Genomic DNA, 13,950 nt, shown 5'->3' with positions numbered 1-13,950 from the left:
GCTTTGTGCTTTATCTTGTGCCATGCGTTTACCCCATGATATTCGCGTTATTTTGAGTATCTCAAATAATAATAGTAGCTTGTGCAAATATTAATAAATTTGCACTTACTTGTGCACTTACTTGTGCACTTACTTTTACACTTACTTTTACACTTACTTCGGCCAGTTACCACGCTTTGCGCTACTCGGCTTAGGCAAACGCCAGCGACGAAGCTGCATAGCGCGGCTGAATGCATACATGCCGGAACGCGATTTGCGCGACACAGCCACATCGCCAAAACGACGAATCAGCTCCTTACGCAACTTACGCCACATAACAAACATGTCAATTACAGATGCAAACAAATACGCGTACAAGAACACTGCAAAAACAAAATAAACAATCACAAATTTAGATAGCGCAAACAAGCAAATCATAATCAACACTGCAACTGGTATGAAAAACTCGCCAATATTAATTCGAGCATCCACGTAATCGCGAATATACACACGCCACGGAAGCTGCTCAATTTTTGGCATATGCGCCAAATCGCCAGTGCGCATTGCGTTGTATTGCAAATTCTCAGATTCGCGAAGACGAGCGCGCGCGCGTTTTGCACTTTCCTTGCGATCTGCCGGCACTAGTGGACGAAGCTTTTGCGCCTGAGCAGCGTTGCGCTTAGGAGTCGGCGCGTTTTTTTCGCGAGATTTCGTCGCTACGGACGATTCTGCATCCGCTACTTTCTTTTGCGACGAAGGAGTAGACGCGCCCTCATTATTGGCAGTTTTCTTTGCAAATGGATTCCATGTCATGTTTGCAGATTACTCAACAGACTAGACGCATGCAGACGCGGCGGAAACGGCAGAAGCGGCAGAAACTTTACAGCGTTGCAAAGTTTCTGCCGCCTTCGCGCAAAATTAGCCAGAATTACTCGCCCAATCGATCCAAAAGCAGCGCTTCCGTCACAATATTTCCGCGCAAACCAGAAAGCGAAATCGACTCGTTCGGGCTGTGTGCATTAGACTTAGGGTCTTCCGGACCCGTCACCAGCACCTGCGCCTTCGGGAAGATGCGCTGAAGCTCAGGAATAAACGGAATCGAGCCGCCCTCGCCCTTGTTTACCGGCTCCACGCCGAAAGCATCGCGCATAGAAGCGAGCGCATCCTTCGTTGCAACAGCATCCGGATCCATTGCCCAACCCATGCCGTTATCAATCGGCTCTGCAGTAACTTCCGCACCAAAAGGCGCGTGAGATACCAAGAAGTCACACAACGCTTTTTGCGCTTCTTCCGGACGCTGCGAAGGCGCGGTACGAAGCGAAAGACGCAACTTAGTTTCGTGCGCAATCACATTAAAACTGCCCTCAACAGGATGTGCGTCCATGCCGATTACCGTCAGGCTTGGCTTAGTCCACATGCGCGCGGCGAGAGAACCGGTGCCTGCAAGCTTATAAGAATCGACCACGGAAGCGTCGGCGCGCACTTGTGCTTCGTCCAAATCGCGCTGCAAACCGCCAACCGGTTCCTGTGCTTCAATTCCAGGAACTGCCAAGTCGCCAGCTTCGTTGTAAAGCGAGGCAATAAGCATGGAAGCGAGCGTGTAAGCGTCCAAAATCGGACCGCCAAACTGTCCAGAATGCACTTGATGACCAAGTACTTTAACCCTTACATCCACGTCGGTATTTCCACGCAAACTCGTTGTAAGACTTGGGATTTCGGCGGACCAATTGCCGGAGTCGGCAACGATAATTACGTCGGATTCGAACTCGTCTTTATGCGATTCAATGAACGGGATGAAGCTTGGCGAGCCCATTTCTTCTTCGCCTTCGATGAAAACCTTAATATTTACGCGCAAATCGTCGCTTAGTGCGCGCAAAGCTCCGTAGTGAATTGCGATTCCGCCGCCGTCGTCAGCTGAGCCGCGTCCGTAGAGGCGACCGTCGCGCTCTGTGCCTTCAAATGGGTTTGTGTTCCACTCGGATGGGTCCGGAACAGGCTGCACATCGTGATGCGCGTACAGCAAAACCGTTGGCGCACTTGGGTTTACGATACGAGAGCCGACCACTTCAAAAGCCCCCGGAGTGCCGTCCGGATTCGTGGACTGCTCAACGCGCGCGTCAATACCAACCTCACGCAATACCCCAGCCACGTATTGCGCGGACTTTTGCATATGCTCGCCGGCAATACCCTTAGCAGAAACCGCAGCCAGCGAAATCTTCTTATTCAACACGGAAACTACATCATTCCAGGCGTTTTGCACGCGAGCGCGCACGTCTTCGACAGCCAAACCTGCCATAAATCCTCCCAACTAAAAGTAACAGAGCGGTAATTGATACCTGTAAAACTATACCTACAAATTTAAACTATGTCCGCAAACACGAGGAAACGCTCGCACTATAAGTGCTCGCTTATAGCGCGAACGTTACCTCACATTTGGAGCGCTTAGATTAGCGGTCAGCCCTCTCAATGCGCGCGGCAACCCAATCGACGATATAAGGTGCGCACTGCTCAACCTGATCCATCGCAACTTCGAACTCGCGAGGACCTCCGTACCACGGATCAGCCAAGTCAAGCAACATCTCGCGACCAGGCTGCGGCTTAGGAATCGATGGATCAAACGCGCGGTACATGTGCACAAGTTCGCGCTTTTGCGGCGGCAACAAACGCAAAAGCGAGTGCATATGCGAAGCCGTCATAGGCAAAAACAGGTTCGTTTCCGCAATTTCATCCGCTTCAATTCGATGCGCAAAATGCGACGCAGGAATCCTGTATCCGCGCTTAGTTAATTCCCTTTGCGCGCGACGGTCAATCGGATTTCCGTACTCTTCGTCGCTTACACCGCTGGAACGCACGGCAACAACGTCACCCAATCCCCTCAATTGAAACTCGTTGCGCAACACAATTTCCGCCATTGGCGAGCGACAAATATTGCCTGTGCAAACCGTCATAACGGTATATGGGTGACGCGCGTCTACCTTGATTTTGCTTGATTCTTCAGTCATGCTTCCTCGTTTATTTTGCTGTCTCGTTTATTTTGCTGTCTCGTTTACTTTGCGATTTCTCGTTTACTGAGCAGGCTCATATACCATAAACCGGTATCGTGCAGGATTGCTTTCGCTACCAACTTTCAGCGGCGCTTCCTCAAACTCGCCTTCGCGCGCAACATGCCATTTTCCTGCATCAACTAATGCATGAATATTCGGAGCAAATGTGTCCGCTGCAACTTTCGCTTCAATTTGCGTTACGTAAGCTGCGTCTGCGTGATAATTCGCAAGCATCTCGCGCAAAATCGCAGCGCCACCAATAACCCAGATTGCGCGTCCGTCTAAAGGCGAGTCTTGAGATACGCTTTCCTGACTTTCCAGCACTTCCCTATTTTCCAGCCATTCGCGCGCATAATCTAAAGCCGCATCAATGCTAGTAAAACTACGCGCACCATCCGCAACAAAATCAGGATTATGCGTAACAACAATATTTTCGCGCCCCGGAAGCGGACGGAATTTCGGCGGCATCGCATCCCATGTACCGCGACCCATAATCACAGGGCAACCGATAGTCATCGCCTTAAAATGGCGCAAATCCGGCGAAAGTCGCCACGGCATGCCTCCGTTTACGCCCATCGCGCCGGGCCTGCCGTCCAAACCAAAAGCCTCGCCCCAAATCAGTCGCACAGGGAAATTATGTGACACGCTGTTTGCCATATACGCACCTCACACGCTAAATCAAGCAAAATAATTCGCAATTATCACACAGCAACCGGCGCTTTAATCGTCGGATGATGCTTGTAATCAATCACCTTAAAATCGCTGTAATCGTAGTCAAAAATCGAATCCACCTTACGAATTTCAAGCTGCGGATACGGGTATGGCTCGCGCGAAAGCTGCTCGAGCACCTGCTCAACATGATTGTCGTAAATATGGCAATCGCCGCCCGTCCATACGAACTCGCCCGGCTCAAGACCTGCTTGCTGAGCCATCATCATCGTCAAAAGCGAGTAAGACGCAATGTTAAACGGCACACCAAGGAACATATCGCAAGAGCGCTGGTAAAGCTGGCACGAAAGCTTGCCGTCAGCAACGTAAAATTGGAAAAGCGAATGGCAAGGCGGCAACGCCATATGCTCAACTTCCGCAGGGTTCCAAGCGCTAACAATCATGCGACGGGAATCCGGGTGATTCTTCATAAGATCCAGCACGTTTGCGATTTGGTCGATTGTGCGGTTTGGATTTTCCGCGGTCGGTGCCGGCCAACTCCTCCACTGCACACCGTAAACAGGACCTAAATCGCCGTTTTCGTCCGCCCACTCGTCCCAAATATGAACGCCGTTTTCTTGCAACCAACGCACGTTACTCGAACCCTTAAGGAACCAAAGCAACTCGTACGCAAGTCCTTTGAAAAACACGGTTTTCGTGGTGATAAGCGGGAAATATTTGCTAATGTCGAAGCGGATTTGCTGACCAAAAAGCGAAATCGTACCAGTGCCTGTGCGATCTGATTTTAGGGTGCCTTCCGTAAGGATTTTTCGCACTAAATCCTCGTAAGGAGTTGGGATGCTGGAAAGCGGTTTTTGTGGTACACGCGCGCGAATTGCTGCAAGTTCTTCTTCTGTTAAAGCCATGCTGCCATGTTAACAAAGTGCTAATAAATTTAAAGAATTGCGCTCGTAAAACCATATGCATACCACGCAAAACGCTAGATTCGACAATTGAGCACAAAGTTACAATCCTTACGATAACATGAACAAATACGACTACAGCAAAGGAGCAAAAATGTCTAGAAGATTATGGGTAGAGCGCAACGAGGACGGCACTTGGGAAGCACACAGCGACGACGGTGTGAGCTTGAAGTTTGGTCACGGCGAAGGCATGTTCAACCCGGTTGAATTAATGCAAATCGCTTTAGCTGGTTGCACAGCTCTTAGCAGCCAGTACGAGGCTGAGCAGGCGGTTGGCGAAGGTGCCGGCGCGCGAGTTGTGGTAAATGGCACGTATGACGCGGAAGAAGGCACGTACTTGCGTTTTCAAGAAGACGTCACTCTTGACGCAACTTGCGCAAAACCTGCACTAAGCGAGGAAGATGCGGCCGCGCTTAAAGAGCGCATGGAACGTCATATTTCCAGGGGTTGCACGGTTAAGCATACGCTCGAAAATGGGACGAAAGTAAGCGTAAACGTTACGGTTCGACGCTAGGATAAGCCAAAAGTCGCGAAAAATCACACTAAACTTGCACTAAACTTGCACTAAAATTCACCACGTGTGGCACAATTGAGTACACAAGATATTTGCGCAATAATGACGCTACGCATGCATGTATGCAACCGGAGGAAACTTTGAAAATCGCTATTTTTACAGAAACGTATCCACCGTACATAAATGGCGTCGCAACACAGTCTTACATGCTCAAAAAGATGTATGAAGAGCTTGGGCATGAAGTGCTAGTAGTCACGGTCGGCTCCGAAAAACAGCGCAAAACCAAGCTTGAAGATGGAGTTGTTTACGTTCCGGGCATATTGCTTAAAAAGCTTTACAAATACCGCGTTGCCCTTCCGATTGGTCACATGCGAAAGCAGCTGCCGCTTAAATTTAAGCCGGATGTCATTCATATTCAAAACGAATTTGGTATTGGCGAAATCGGCTTGGAAGTAGCAAAAAAAGAGCATATTCCCGTTATTTATACGCTTCACACGGAATACGATAAATTCCTGTTTTACATTGGCTTAAAGCATTTTACTGAGTTCTCTCGCAATATTTCGGCGAAATATTTTATGCGATTCTCGAAAAATGCCACAATTATTACGAGCATGTCTCCTAAAGCACAGGCATATATTGACCGTCAGAAGGTTGATAAAAAAGTGATTGTGCTGAATAACGCTGTGGAATATAAGAAGTTCCTACCAACGCCTGAGCGACTTGCATTCCGCAAAGCTTTCCGCGAAAAATATGGCGTTTCTGACTCTACTAAGCTGTTTGTTTTCGTTGGTAGAATCGGTGCTGAAAAAAATATTTCAGAATTAATTGACAACTTTATGTATTGCGATTTTCCTCGCGAAAAAGCGCGCTTATTTGTTATTGGCGGCGGTCCTGATTTGGAATCGTTGCGCAAGCGCGTGGCAGATAATGGTTTTGACGACAGAATTTGCTTGCTTGGGCCTATTGCTCACACGGAAATTCCAAAGTATTTGCACGCAATGGACTACTACACAACCGCATCACTTTCCGAAATGCACTCACTTTCGATGTTAGAAGCAATGGCTTCCGGTCTGTTTGCGCTTGTAAAGCATGATGTACCGAATGAGAAGCAGATTATCAGCGGTCAAAACGGGTATCAGTGGGATACTAAGGAAGATTTTAAAACTGTTTTTAGTAAAGTTTTGAATATGAGCGAGGCTGAGCAGGCTCAGCTTAAGGCGAACGTGCTCGAGTATTCGAAAAATAACGATTTTAAGAGCCAAGCACTTGAGCTGCTTAAGATTTACAAGCGCGCAATCGAGATGAACAAGGAAAAGCTCGCTGAAAAGAAAGCTAAGCGAGATGCCAGACGCGCGCATTTTATGCTGAAAAAGCGCGAGAATACTGAAGCGGAGTCGCAAGAGCCGCAAAAGCCGCAAGACTAGATGACCTGCGCGCTCCAAATGTGGGATAAAATCCCCGGCAAATGTGGTCAGCTTCGGCAAAACCAACAACAAACGCCAGTAAAAACTCCGGCAAATGTTTCACTACGCCGGTCTTCAGACACGCGCGCAGCGCGACGACCTGCTTTCGCGCTGCGATTTTAGCGCGCGAAGGCAATTCGGAGCGGAAACTCGCTTAAGTTGGAAGTCCAGTGGACTTCCAACGCGAGTTTCGCGCGCGAGCGTAATCAGCGCGAGCGCAATCTGCACGAATGTCTCAAAACAAGCAAAATGAGACCCTAACGCAGTACGCAATCTGCACTAATGTCCGAAAACAACCAAACAGAGACAATAACGCAGTAACTCATCTGCACCAGTGTCTCAAAATGGGCAAAATGAGACACGCGCGCAGAAAGCAAGTCAACGCTAGTAATTCAGTGCTCAAGCAGGTCGTCAGCGCACACAAAACACAACCTAGTTTCTAAAGCATAACCACACAAATCTGTCCTGCCTTCGTCAATCGAGACGAAGGCAGACCTCGCTTGCGTTGAAAGCACACCGTGCTTTCAACCCTAAGCAAGCTCGGCGCTCCGAGTTGCTTTCGCGCGCGCTGTGCTGCGCTCAAGCAGGTCGTCGCAGCAACGCGAGCGTTATCCCAAGCAGTCGTTGCATTATCGCAGCGGATCGATTGTTTGTTCAATCTCCTTAGCAGCTTCTTTACCAGCCTTCGGCACATCAACCTCATGCACTCCGGAAATATCGTCAATAGACGCTTCAGAATGCTGCTTTTGCGCTGCCGCAACCTGAGCTGCACTAAATTCCACATACTTGCGCGGCACAACGTACACAGGCCTCGAAGAATGCTGCAACAATCCCTGGCTAATCGAGCCAAGCAGCAAACCGGTAAAGCCACCGCGACCGCGAGAACCAACAACCACAAGATCATGATTCAAACTAGCTTGAGTCAAAGCTTCAACAGCAGAACCAGGCACAACAGTTCGATGAATTTGCAAATCCGGCAAACGCTGCAAAATTGGCTTCACGCGCTCCTCAAGATCCTCCATGTACGAGCCCATAACAGCGGTGTCGCCCTCAGCACCTTGCACTCTTGGCACTGCAGAAATAACATCAAGCTCAGCATGCCAGCTATCCGCCAAATCAGCCGCAATTTCAAGAGCTTTAAGCCCCCACTTCGACTCGTCAGAGCCAACAGCCACACGCGTAATCGTATTATTCAAATGAATACGCTGACCGTCATCGTCAGTGTAAGGCACAACCACAATTGGGCAATACGCATAAGCTGGAAGCGAAGAACTAGTTGTGCCGAGCAAACGCTCTGCCAAGCCACCTTTGCCGCGATTGCCAATCACAATAAGCTGATAGTTACGAGAAAGCTCCACGAAAACCGAAGAAGGATCGCCCGTAACAATTAGCGTAGTCGCGTCAACACCCTGCTCAAGAGCAACAGCTTTTGCTTTAGATAGAATTTCTTGTGCATCGTGATGAGCTGCATTATCGTCACCAATCGCAGTGTAAGTGGCATCAAAAGAAACAGCAGCATAACTCGGCAACGAATAAGCGCAAACAATTTGCAATTGCAACCCAGCATGCTTTGCGTAATTTGCAGCCCACCAAACCGCTTTATAGCTCGCGTGCGAGCCGTCAACTCCAACCAATACAGCTTTTTCTGGGATCATTGCCAACCTCCTCATACTTGCACTTGCGACAGCAGCGTCACTCGCGCACAACTTGTAAATACTATTGTAGCGTAATTTTAGATTGAGTGTTGGCCAGTTTTGCGATATATGACTACAGAAACTCTACAGAAGCTATAGAAACTACAGAACGCGACGAATAGAGTATCCGCCTGGGAACACGCAGCGGATAGGATCGTACTTAGTGCCAGCAAGCTGCGAATTAATTACCATGCCGTTACCAACATAAATAGAAGCATGCTGCGCATTCGCGATAATATCTCCAGGCTGCGCTTGAGCCAAACTTGGGATTGGGGTTCCAACAGTTGCCTGCGCTCCAGAAGTACGAGGCAAAGAAACACCAACACTAGCAAAAACATACTGCACAAAACCGGAGCAATCCCATCCAGCAGGAGTATTGCCACCACTACGATATGGAACTTTGCCTAAGAATTGAGTAGCAAAATTCAAAAGAGAAGCAACAGACTTATCGTCAGGAGGAACTACAGAAGCAAGAGGAACCTGCTCAACACCACTGCGGAAACCAGAACGGCTTGCAGCAGCATTTCCAGCAAAAGCACGGTGTGCCACTTCAGCAGCTTGTTCGCTAGGAGTCTTAGTTTGAGGTACATTCAAGCTTTCTATGCCACCCCAATGAGAATTTGTATCGACATCAGTAGAAGTAGATTCAGTTAAAATATCGCGAGGCACATTCGTCACCTTTGGAAATGCGCGCGTAGAAGTGACAGCTGACTCGGAAAGCTCATGCGAAGACTCTGCCATGGCGAATGGCGCCATAACAGTAAGCATTGAAGCTGCAGCGGCAGCTGATACAAAAACTGAGAAAATTCTACTTTGTTTTAGCATACTTTCCGTAGTGTATCATCTGGGTATTACATACGAGAAAAATAGCAACGCCAGTAATAAGCAAACTAATTTTAGCAAACCAGCTCTAGTAACGAAACTTCAGTAATGCAGCTTTAGTAATGAATAAACTGATATTGAGAAACTTCCTTAGCGTCAAACTTGCGCGAGAAAGTTCGTCCTTGGTAAGAAGCGCCACATTCAGAAGTTTCAATAGAACCGTCTGAATTAATTTTTTCAACAACTGCAACGTGCCCATAGAATGGATCAGAACCAGCCTGACCCGAGCGGAACACCATGATATCGCCAACATGACGAGCGGAATTATCTACCCAATAGCCAAGACTGCGCGCAGAATCAGCCCACATATTTCCGTTGCCAAAATGCGAGCCAACAGGCAAACCTAACTGATGGCGGCGAATATACACCCACCACGTGCACTGGCTGAACTCATACGCGTTACCGGTATCCCCAGTTGCGTGATTTGGATTAAAGCCCTTCGGCAAAACGTCAAAGTCTTTATCTATCAACAAAGCAACCTTAGGATTATTCGCAGCAGAACGCGACATTTCCGCAATATTAAAGCCTGAATCAGAACCTAAATTCCACGAATCAGACTTCGAAGATATAGTAGAAAAAGTGCCAGGTTGTACTGAATTAGCAACCTTATTGGCTAAGTTTCCATGCTTCGAATCCGAGCGAGCAGAACTATCTTCATTCGCGCTATTTGCAGCATCAGCAGAGCCCGCATTATGCGATTTTTTAGCAGCATTCTCAATAGAGTCAACAGCATTATTAATAGTCGCCATAGGATCAAGAGACTCGCGCTGGCTAGAACGCGAAACTGTTGAAGATGCGTCGCCAACTGCAGTCATAGACGGCTCAAATTCGGAAGCGCGAGCATCAAAACTATTAACCTTAGTTAAAGCCATAGTAGCTGCAACAGTACCAACCATTGCAACAAGAGAAGCCGAAAGTATTACATTGTGACGACGCTCATTAGCAAGCTTAGACAACCTAAGCGCGCGCCTGCTTTGAGGAACAAGCTCCTGCAAACGCTCAGAAACAGCTTCAGGAAGCTCTACAACAGCACCATTGCTAGTAGCAACCGCAGCCAAACGCTCACTAACACGATTAGCCTGAACAGAACGCATACCGCGCACACTATGCGCACCATGCGCGCCATGCTGAGCTACAAACAGCGAAAGCGGCGAATCACCACGCCTCTTTGCTTTTGTGGCACCATGTGCAGCATGTCTCATACTAATCACTTTCTTATGTTAAACGTGGAACGCAGCGCACAAACGCTACACCCCCAACTGATTTTCTTCCAATCTTCTATGTGAAAGGTTACAACGTGGTTAGGATGTAAGAAACGCACACAACCTAAATCCGCCAATTTTCGCGCTTAAGCTGCACTTGTCACACTTAGACTTCGGTAAGTTGTATGGTTGGAAGTATGAAATTTGCACCTATAGTTAATCCTGATGCACGAAAAGCAGCACCAAAACCGCTGCGCGTTGATTTGCGAAAGGTTTTTGCTATAGGAACGATCGCGTGGCTAGTCGCAACAATGATTGCGCTTATCGTTGCGTTATTGCATATTACAACTTGGTTTCCTGTGCTGTTTTGCGTATCGGGAACAATTATTGGCGTTCTGCTATTAATCTGGGAACATTTTGACCGTTGGGACTACAGGCGCTTAGGAAAATAGTTTATTGCTGATTTGCTAACTTGCTAACTTGCTGCTTATTTATTTGCAATTGGTAGCGCAAAACTTACGGTAGTACCCTGCCCCGGCATACTCCAAAGCGTAATATTTCCGTGGTGCGTAAGTGCCACATGCTTAGCAATTGCAAGCCCTAAACCTACACCATCCTGGCTTTGACTATTTTGATTATTCGCACGATAGAATCGTTCAAAAATTCGCGACTGATCTTGCAAATCAATGCCAACTCCGCGATCTACAACACGAATCACAGCGTATTGACCATCTGTTGAAAGTGACGCAGATAGCGAAACTGTAGAATTTTTTGGAGAATACGTAATTGCATTCTCAACTAATTTCCGCACTGCAGCTTGAATTTGCGAAATTTCACCGCGCACGCATAAGTGCGAATCGACTTTTGACACGACGCGTACGCAACAATCCTTAGCAAACGCAGCAACTTGATTTTGCACATACGACAAAACATCATTCAAAGAAAATACTTGCGCAGAATCTAAATCAATAGGATTTTGAGCGCGAACCAGCCATAACAAATCTTCAAGCATGTGCTCAAGTTTCTTGGAAGATTTACCGGCAATTTGCGCAATATCTTTAATTTTTTGCGCAGATACCTGTTCGTTTTGCAAAACTTTCGTAAGCTGAGTTAAGTTGCGAGTAGATCGCATTAACTGCTCAGAAACGTTGGAAATAAAGTCGTCGCGAGTTTGCGCAAAACGGTGAGCTGCACTCGTATCCTCAATAATTACAACTACAATACCGCCTCCAATGCTTCCAGCCGTAACAGTAAGCCAATTAGGGCGCGAAACAGTGGTTGACTCTTGAGGATTTGCAGTTATTGACACATAACGCTCAGGGGTCGAAGTGACCAAAGAGAAGCGCTCGAATCCACCAGAAGCGCGTACGGAATTAGCAGCTTGAAGAACGCGAGGCTGACATAGCGAATCATCGCTAACAACACCTAGCAAATAAGCTTCAGAACTTGCGCGAATTACGTCATTGTTGGCATCAATTACAACAGTTGGCATGTCGAGCATTGCCAAAACTTGGGACGCGTCGTCGCTGATGTCGTCGCTTGCGTTGTCGCTGATGTCGTCGCTTATGTCGTCGCTTTCGTCATACTTTGTGCCATACCTTGCGCCACGAATATAATTAAACGCTCGCTTAAAAAGACGCAAAACTGTAGAAAACCAATCCGACATCAACACACACAACGAAAGCACAACGCACAACGCAAGCACGCCGAAAGCAACAAATACAACGATCACAACCGCAGAAGAACCTTGAGGCATACTCCTATAATCTCATATTTTGCGCGCTTTTGTAACTATGCAACTAAAAAGCGGCAGAAACTTTACACGGCTGTAAAGTTTCGGTCGCTTCGTTACCAGCGTCGTCTATAATTACATAGGATGCCTGACTTATAGAGACGTGCAAACTAGGCGTTCAAATAAACTCACAGCACTGAGAAAGGACGCACCATGCGAGTAATTTTCAACGAAGAAATGAAGGCGATTGCTTCAAACATCGAGCGCATGGCAGAACTTGTAGCAAAAGCTATGAACGATGCTGGAAGCGCGCTTTTAAACGCGGATTTGGAAGCTGCTCAAACTGTTATCGATAAAGACGCAAACTTAGACGCTTTAGAAGCAAGCACTATTGACCAATGCTTGACTTTGCTTGCTCGCCAAAACCCTGTGGCAACGGACTTGCGCGAAGTTGTAGCTACAATGCGATTAGCTGCAACGTTTGAACGCATGGGAGATTTAACAAGTCATATCGCTCAAATTACTAGACGAACCTGGCCTGAATCTGCTATTGCGCAAGAAGGACGCGAAACTATTGTTGCAATGGTTGATTTCTTGCACGAACTGTCAGGCCGCTTAACGACCATGGTTGCAAATCGCGATGTGCAAATGGCGGAAACTATTATTGCTGGCGACGATGCGCTCGACAAATTGCACGAAAAGATTTTTGAGCTGGTAGAAGGCGAAAATTGGAAGGGTACACGCAGGCAGTTAATTGATGTCGTTCTGCTTAGCCGCTTTATTGAGCGAATTGGAGACCATTGCGTTGCCGTCGCAAGGCAAATTGTGTTTATTGTTTCCGGATTCGATCCGTCCAAGAAGCCGGAGCCAGATAAAGACACGGTTGTAGCGTAAAGCGGTTACAGCGAAACGCGCTACGCAATTTCAAGTTACTCAAAAGTGCGCACGAAAATAAAACGTGAATAAAAAAGTAGGTCTGCAAATTAATTGCAAACCTACTTTTATTGTAAAAGCTAACTTAAGCAGTTCAAAGCTAACTTAATCAGAGTCTCACTTCTGACCTTGAGCAGCCACGGCAGCAGCGCCGGCAGCAGCAGCTTCTGGATCCAAATACTCACCGCGAGGCTTGATTGGCTTGAAGTTCTCATCCAACTCGTAAAGCAGAGGAATAGCGGTTGGAATGTTCACCTTGGAAATCTCTTCCTCGCTCAAGTTATCGAGCATCTTAACGATTGCGCGCAAGCTATTGCCGTGAGCAGCAATCATTACAGTCTTGCCGGACTTAAGCTCTGGAATAATATCCGACTCCCAGTAAGGAGTTACGCGAGTCACGACGTTTGCCAAAGCTTCAGTTTCTGGAACTGGATCGCCTGCGTAACGAGGATCATTCGTCTGAGAATACTCATCGTTCGGATCAATCTCAGGAGGTGGAGTTGCGTAAGAACGACGCCAAATCATGAACTTCTCATCGCCATATTCCTGACGAATCTCAGACTTGTTCTTACCTTGCAAAGCACCATAATGACGCTCGTTTAAACGCCAGCTACGACGAACTGGAATCCAAAGGCGGTCGGCTGCATCAAGCGCGTAATTCGCGGTATTGATAGCACGACGAAGCAAAGAAGTGAACACGATGTCTGGAAGAACATTCTTCTCTTTAAGAAGCTCGCCACCATGCTTAGCTTCCTCAACACCCTGCTCAGTCAGCGGTACATCAACCCAACCAGTGAACTGATTGGTCTTATTCCATGCGCTCTGACCATGTCGGAGCAATACTAATTTATATGTCATAGTTACCTAGTCTATTCG

The 13,950-nt window shown here is 47.5% G+C and carries 14 protein-coding genes; 4 read left to right on the top strand and 10 right to left on the bottom strand.

What is annotated here, in order from left to right; all coding sequences use genetic code 11:
* Nucleotides 1-153 precede the first annotated feature (153 nt).
* The 5 genes from HXT41_RS06405 to HXT41_RS06385 all read right to left on the bottom strand — a co-directional run bounded on the left by HXT41_RS06405 (nucleotide 154) and on the right by HXT41_RS06385 (nucleotide 4,597).
* Complete coding sequence (locus tag HXT41_RS06405) at nucleotides 154-792, bottom strand: DUF3043 domain-containing protein (RefSeq protein WP_076002671.1); 639 nt, start codon at nucleotides 790-792, stop codon at nucleotides 154-156.
* Between the two features lie 115 nt (nucleotides 793-907).
* The gene (locus tag HXT41_RS06400) at nucleotides 908-2,275 is read right to left on the bottom strand and encodes a dipeptidase (protein WP_076002670.1); all 1,368 of its coding nucleotides are present in this window, start codon (nucleotides 2,273-2,275) and stop codon (nucleotides 908-910) included.
* A gap of 151 nt (nucleotides 2,276-2,426) precedes the next feature.
* Complete coding sequence (locus tag HXT41_RS06395) at nucleotides 2,427-2,981, bottom strand: low molecular weight protein-tyrosine-phosphatase (RefSeq protein WP_076002669.1); 555 nt, start codon at nucleotides 2,979-2,981, stop codon at nucleotides 2,427-2,429.
* A 63-nt stretch (nucleotides 2,982-3,044) separates the two neighbouring features.
* Nucleotides 3,045-3,680 carry a dihydrofolate reductase gene (locus tag HXT41_RS06390; protein ID WP_421788666.1) on the bottom strand — a complete coding sequence of 212 codons (636 nt, stop codon included), beginning with the start codon at nucleotides 3,678-3,680 and terminating at the stop codon, nucleotides 3,045-3,047.
* A gap of 44 nt (nucleotides 3,681-3,724) precedes the next feature.
* On the bottom strand, nucleotides 3,725-4,597 hold the full coding sequence (locus tag HXT41_RS06385) for a thymidylate synthase (protein WP_421788664.1): 873 nt from the start codon (nucleotides 4,595-4,597) through the stop codon (nucleotides 3,725-3,727).
* A 151-nt stretch (nucleotides 4,598-4,748) separates the two neighbouring features.
* On the opposite strand from HXT41_RS06385, the gene HXT41_RS06380 reads away from it, so the two are divergent.
* Entirely contained in the window at nucleotides 4,749-5,168 is a 420-nt protein-coding gene (locus HXT41_RS06380; RefSeq protein ID WP_421788662.1) for an OsmC family protein, read from the top strand.
* Between the two features lie 122 nt (nucleotides 5,169-5,290).
* On the top strand, nucleotides 5,291-6,592 hold the full coding sequence (locus tag HXT41_RS06375; RefSeq protein WP_421788660.1) for a glycosyltransferase: 1,302 nt from the start codon (nucleotides 5,291-5,293) through the stop codon (nucleotides 6,590-6,592).
* A gap of 668 nt (nucleotides 6,593-7,260) precedes the next feature.
* On the opposite strand, the gene HXT41_RS06370 is transcribed toward HXT41_RS06375, so the two are convergent.
* The 3 genes from HXT41_RS06370 to HXT41_RS06360 all read right to left on the bottom strand — a co-directional run bounded on the left by HXT41_RS06370 (nucleotide 7,261) and on the right by HXT41_RS06360 (nucleotide 10,409).
* Nucleotides 7,261-8,286: a universal stress protein gene (locus HXT41_RS06370; RefSeq protein WP_004105206.1), complete on the bottom strand. Its 1,026-nt coding sequence runs from the start codon at nucleotides 8,284-8,286 to the stop codon at nucleotides 7,261-7,263.
* Nucleotides 8,287-8,427: 141 nt separating this feature from the next.
* Nucleotides 8,428-9,150: a C40 family peptidase gene (locus tag HXT41_RS06365; protein ID WP_116994870.1), complete on the bottom strand. Its 723-nt coding sequence runs from the start codon at nucleotides 9,148-9,150 to the stop codon at nucleotides 8,428-8,430.
* A gap of 113 nt (nucleotides 9,151-9,263) precedes the next feature.
* On the bottom strand, nucleotides 9,264-10,409 hold the full coding sequence (locus HXT41_RS06360) for a CHAP domain-containing protein (RefSeq protein ID WP_116773805.1): 1,146 nt from the start codon (nucleotides 10,407-10,409) through the stop codon (nucleotides 9,264-9,266).
* A 185-nt stretch (nucleotides 10,410-10,594) separates the two neighbouring features.
* Between HXT41_RS06360 and HXT41_RS06355 the strand changes: the two genes are divergently transcribed.
* Entirely contained in the window at nucleotides 10,595-10,861 is a 267-nt protein-coding gene (locus HXT41_RS06355; protein WP_004110629.1) for a DUF2530 domain-containing protein, read from the top strand.
* A 35-nt stretch (nucleotides 10,862-10,896) separates the two neighbouring features.
* Here the strand turns inward: HXT41_RS06355 and HXT41_RS06350 are convergent, their stop codons facing one another.
* The gene (locus HXT41_RS06350) at nucleotides 10,897-12,165 is read right to left on the bottom strand and encodes a sensor histidine kinase (RefSeq protein WP_116431885.1); all 1,269 of its coding nucleotides are present in this window, start codon (nucleotides 12,163-12,165) and stop codon (nucleotides 10,897-10,899) included.
* 189 nt (nucleotides 12,166-12,354) lie between these two features.
* Here HXT41_RS06350 and phoU point away from each other — a divergent pair, with 189 nt between their 5' ends.
* Nucleotides 12,355-13,035: a phosphate signaling complex protein PhoU gene (phoU, locus tag HXT41_RS06345; protein WP_004110636.1), complete on the top strand. Its 681-nt coding sequence runs from the start codon at nucleotides 12,355-12,357 to the stop codon at nucleotides 13,033-13,035.
* Between the two features lie 156 nt (nucleotides 13,036-13,191).
* Here phoU and HXT41_RS06340 read toward each other — a convergent pair whose 3' ends face one another.
* Nucleotides 13,192-13,932, bottom strand: a complete 741-nt coding sequence (locus HXT41_RS06340) for a phosphoglyceromutase (protein ID WP_004112459.1) — start codon at nucleotides 13,930-13,932, stop codon at nucleotides 13,192-13,194.
* Nucleotides 13,933-13,950 lie beyond the last annotated feature (18 nt).

Source organism: Gardnerella sp. DNF01189 (genome assembly GCF_049244195.1).
Taxonomy (GTDB): domain Bacteria; phylum Actinomycetota; class Actinomycetes; order Actinomycetales; family Bifidobacteriaceae; genus Bifidobacterium; species Bifidobacterium swidsinskii.
The sequence above is the reverse complement of the archived record's forward strand: the minus strand, read 5'-3'. Positions and strand labels throughout refer to the sequence as shown.

Coding starts and splice junctions, on each gene's coding strand:
- HXT41_RS06355 (WP_004110629.1), top strand. CDS start 10,595: ATGGTTGGAAGTATGAAATTTGCACCTATAGTTAATCCTGATGCACGA.
- HXT41_RS06360 (WP_116773805.1), bottom strand. CDS start 10,409: ATGAGACATGCTGCACATGGTGCCACAAAAGCAAAGAGGCGTGGTGAT.
- HXT41_RS06340 (WP_004112459.1), bottom strand. CDS start 13,932: ATGACATATAAATTAGTATTGCTCCGACATGGTCAGAGCGCATGGAAT.
- HXT41_RS06370 (WP_004105206.1), bottom strand. CDS start 8,286: ATGATCCCAGAAAAAGCTGTATTGGTTGGAGTTGACGGCTCGCACGCG.
- HXT41_RS06350 (WP_116431885.1), bottom strand. CDS start 12,165: ATGCCTCAAGGTTCTTCTGCGGTTGTGATCGTTGTATTTGTTGCTTTC.
- HXT41_RS06395 (WP_076002669.1), bottom strand. CDS start 2,981: ATGACTGAAGAATCAAGCAAAATCAAGGTAGACGCGCGTCACCCATAT.
- HXT41_RS06400 (WP_076002670.1), bottom strand. CDS start 2,275: ATGGCAGGTTTGGCTGTCGAAGACGTGCGCGCTCGCGTGCAAAACGCC.
- HXT41_RS06405 (WP_076002671.1), bottom strand. CDS start 792: ATGACATGGAATCCATTTGCAAAGAAAACTGCCAATAATGAGGGCGCG.
- HXT41_RS06380 (WP_421788662.1), top strand. CDS start 4,749: ATGTCTAGAAGATTATGGGTAGAGCGCAACGAGGACGGCACTTGGGAA.
- HXT41_RS06385 (WP_421788664.1), bottom strand. CDS start 4,597: ATGGCTTTAACAGAAGAAGAACTTGCAGCAATTCGCGCGCGTGTACCA.
- phoU (WP_004110636.1), top strand. CDS start 12,355: ATGCGAGTAATTTTCAACGAAGAAATGAAGGCGATTGCTTCAAACATC.
- HXT41_RS06375 (WP_421788660.1), top strand. CDS start 5,291: ATGCAACCGGAGGAAACTTTGAAAATCGCTATTTTTACAGAAACGTAT.
- HXT41_RS06365 (WP_116994870.1), bottom strand. CDS start 9,150: ATGCTAAAACAAAGTAGAATTTTCTCAGTTTTTGTATCAGCTGCCGCT.
- HXT41_RS06390 (WP_421788666.1), bottom strand. CDS start 3,680: ATGGCAAACAGCGTGTCACATAATTTCCCTGTGCGACTGATTTGGGGC.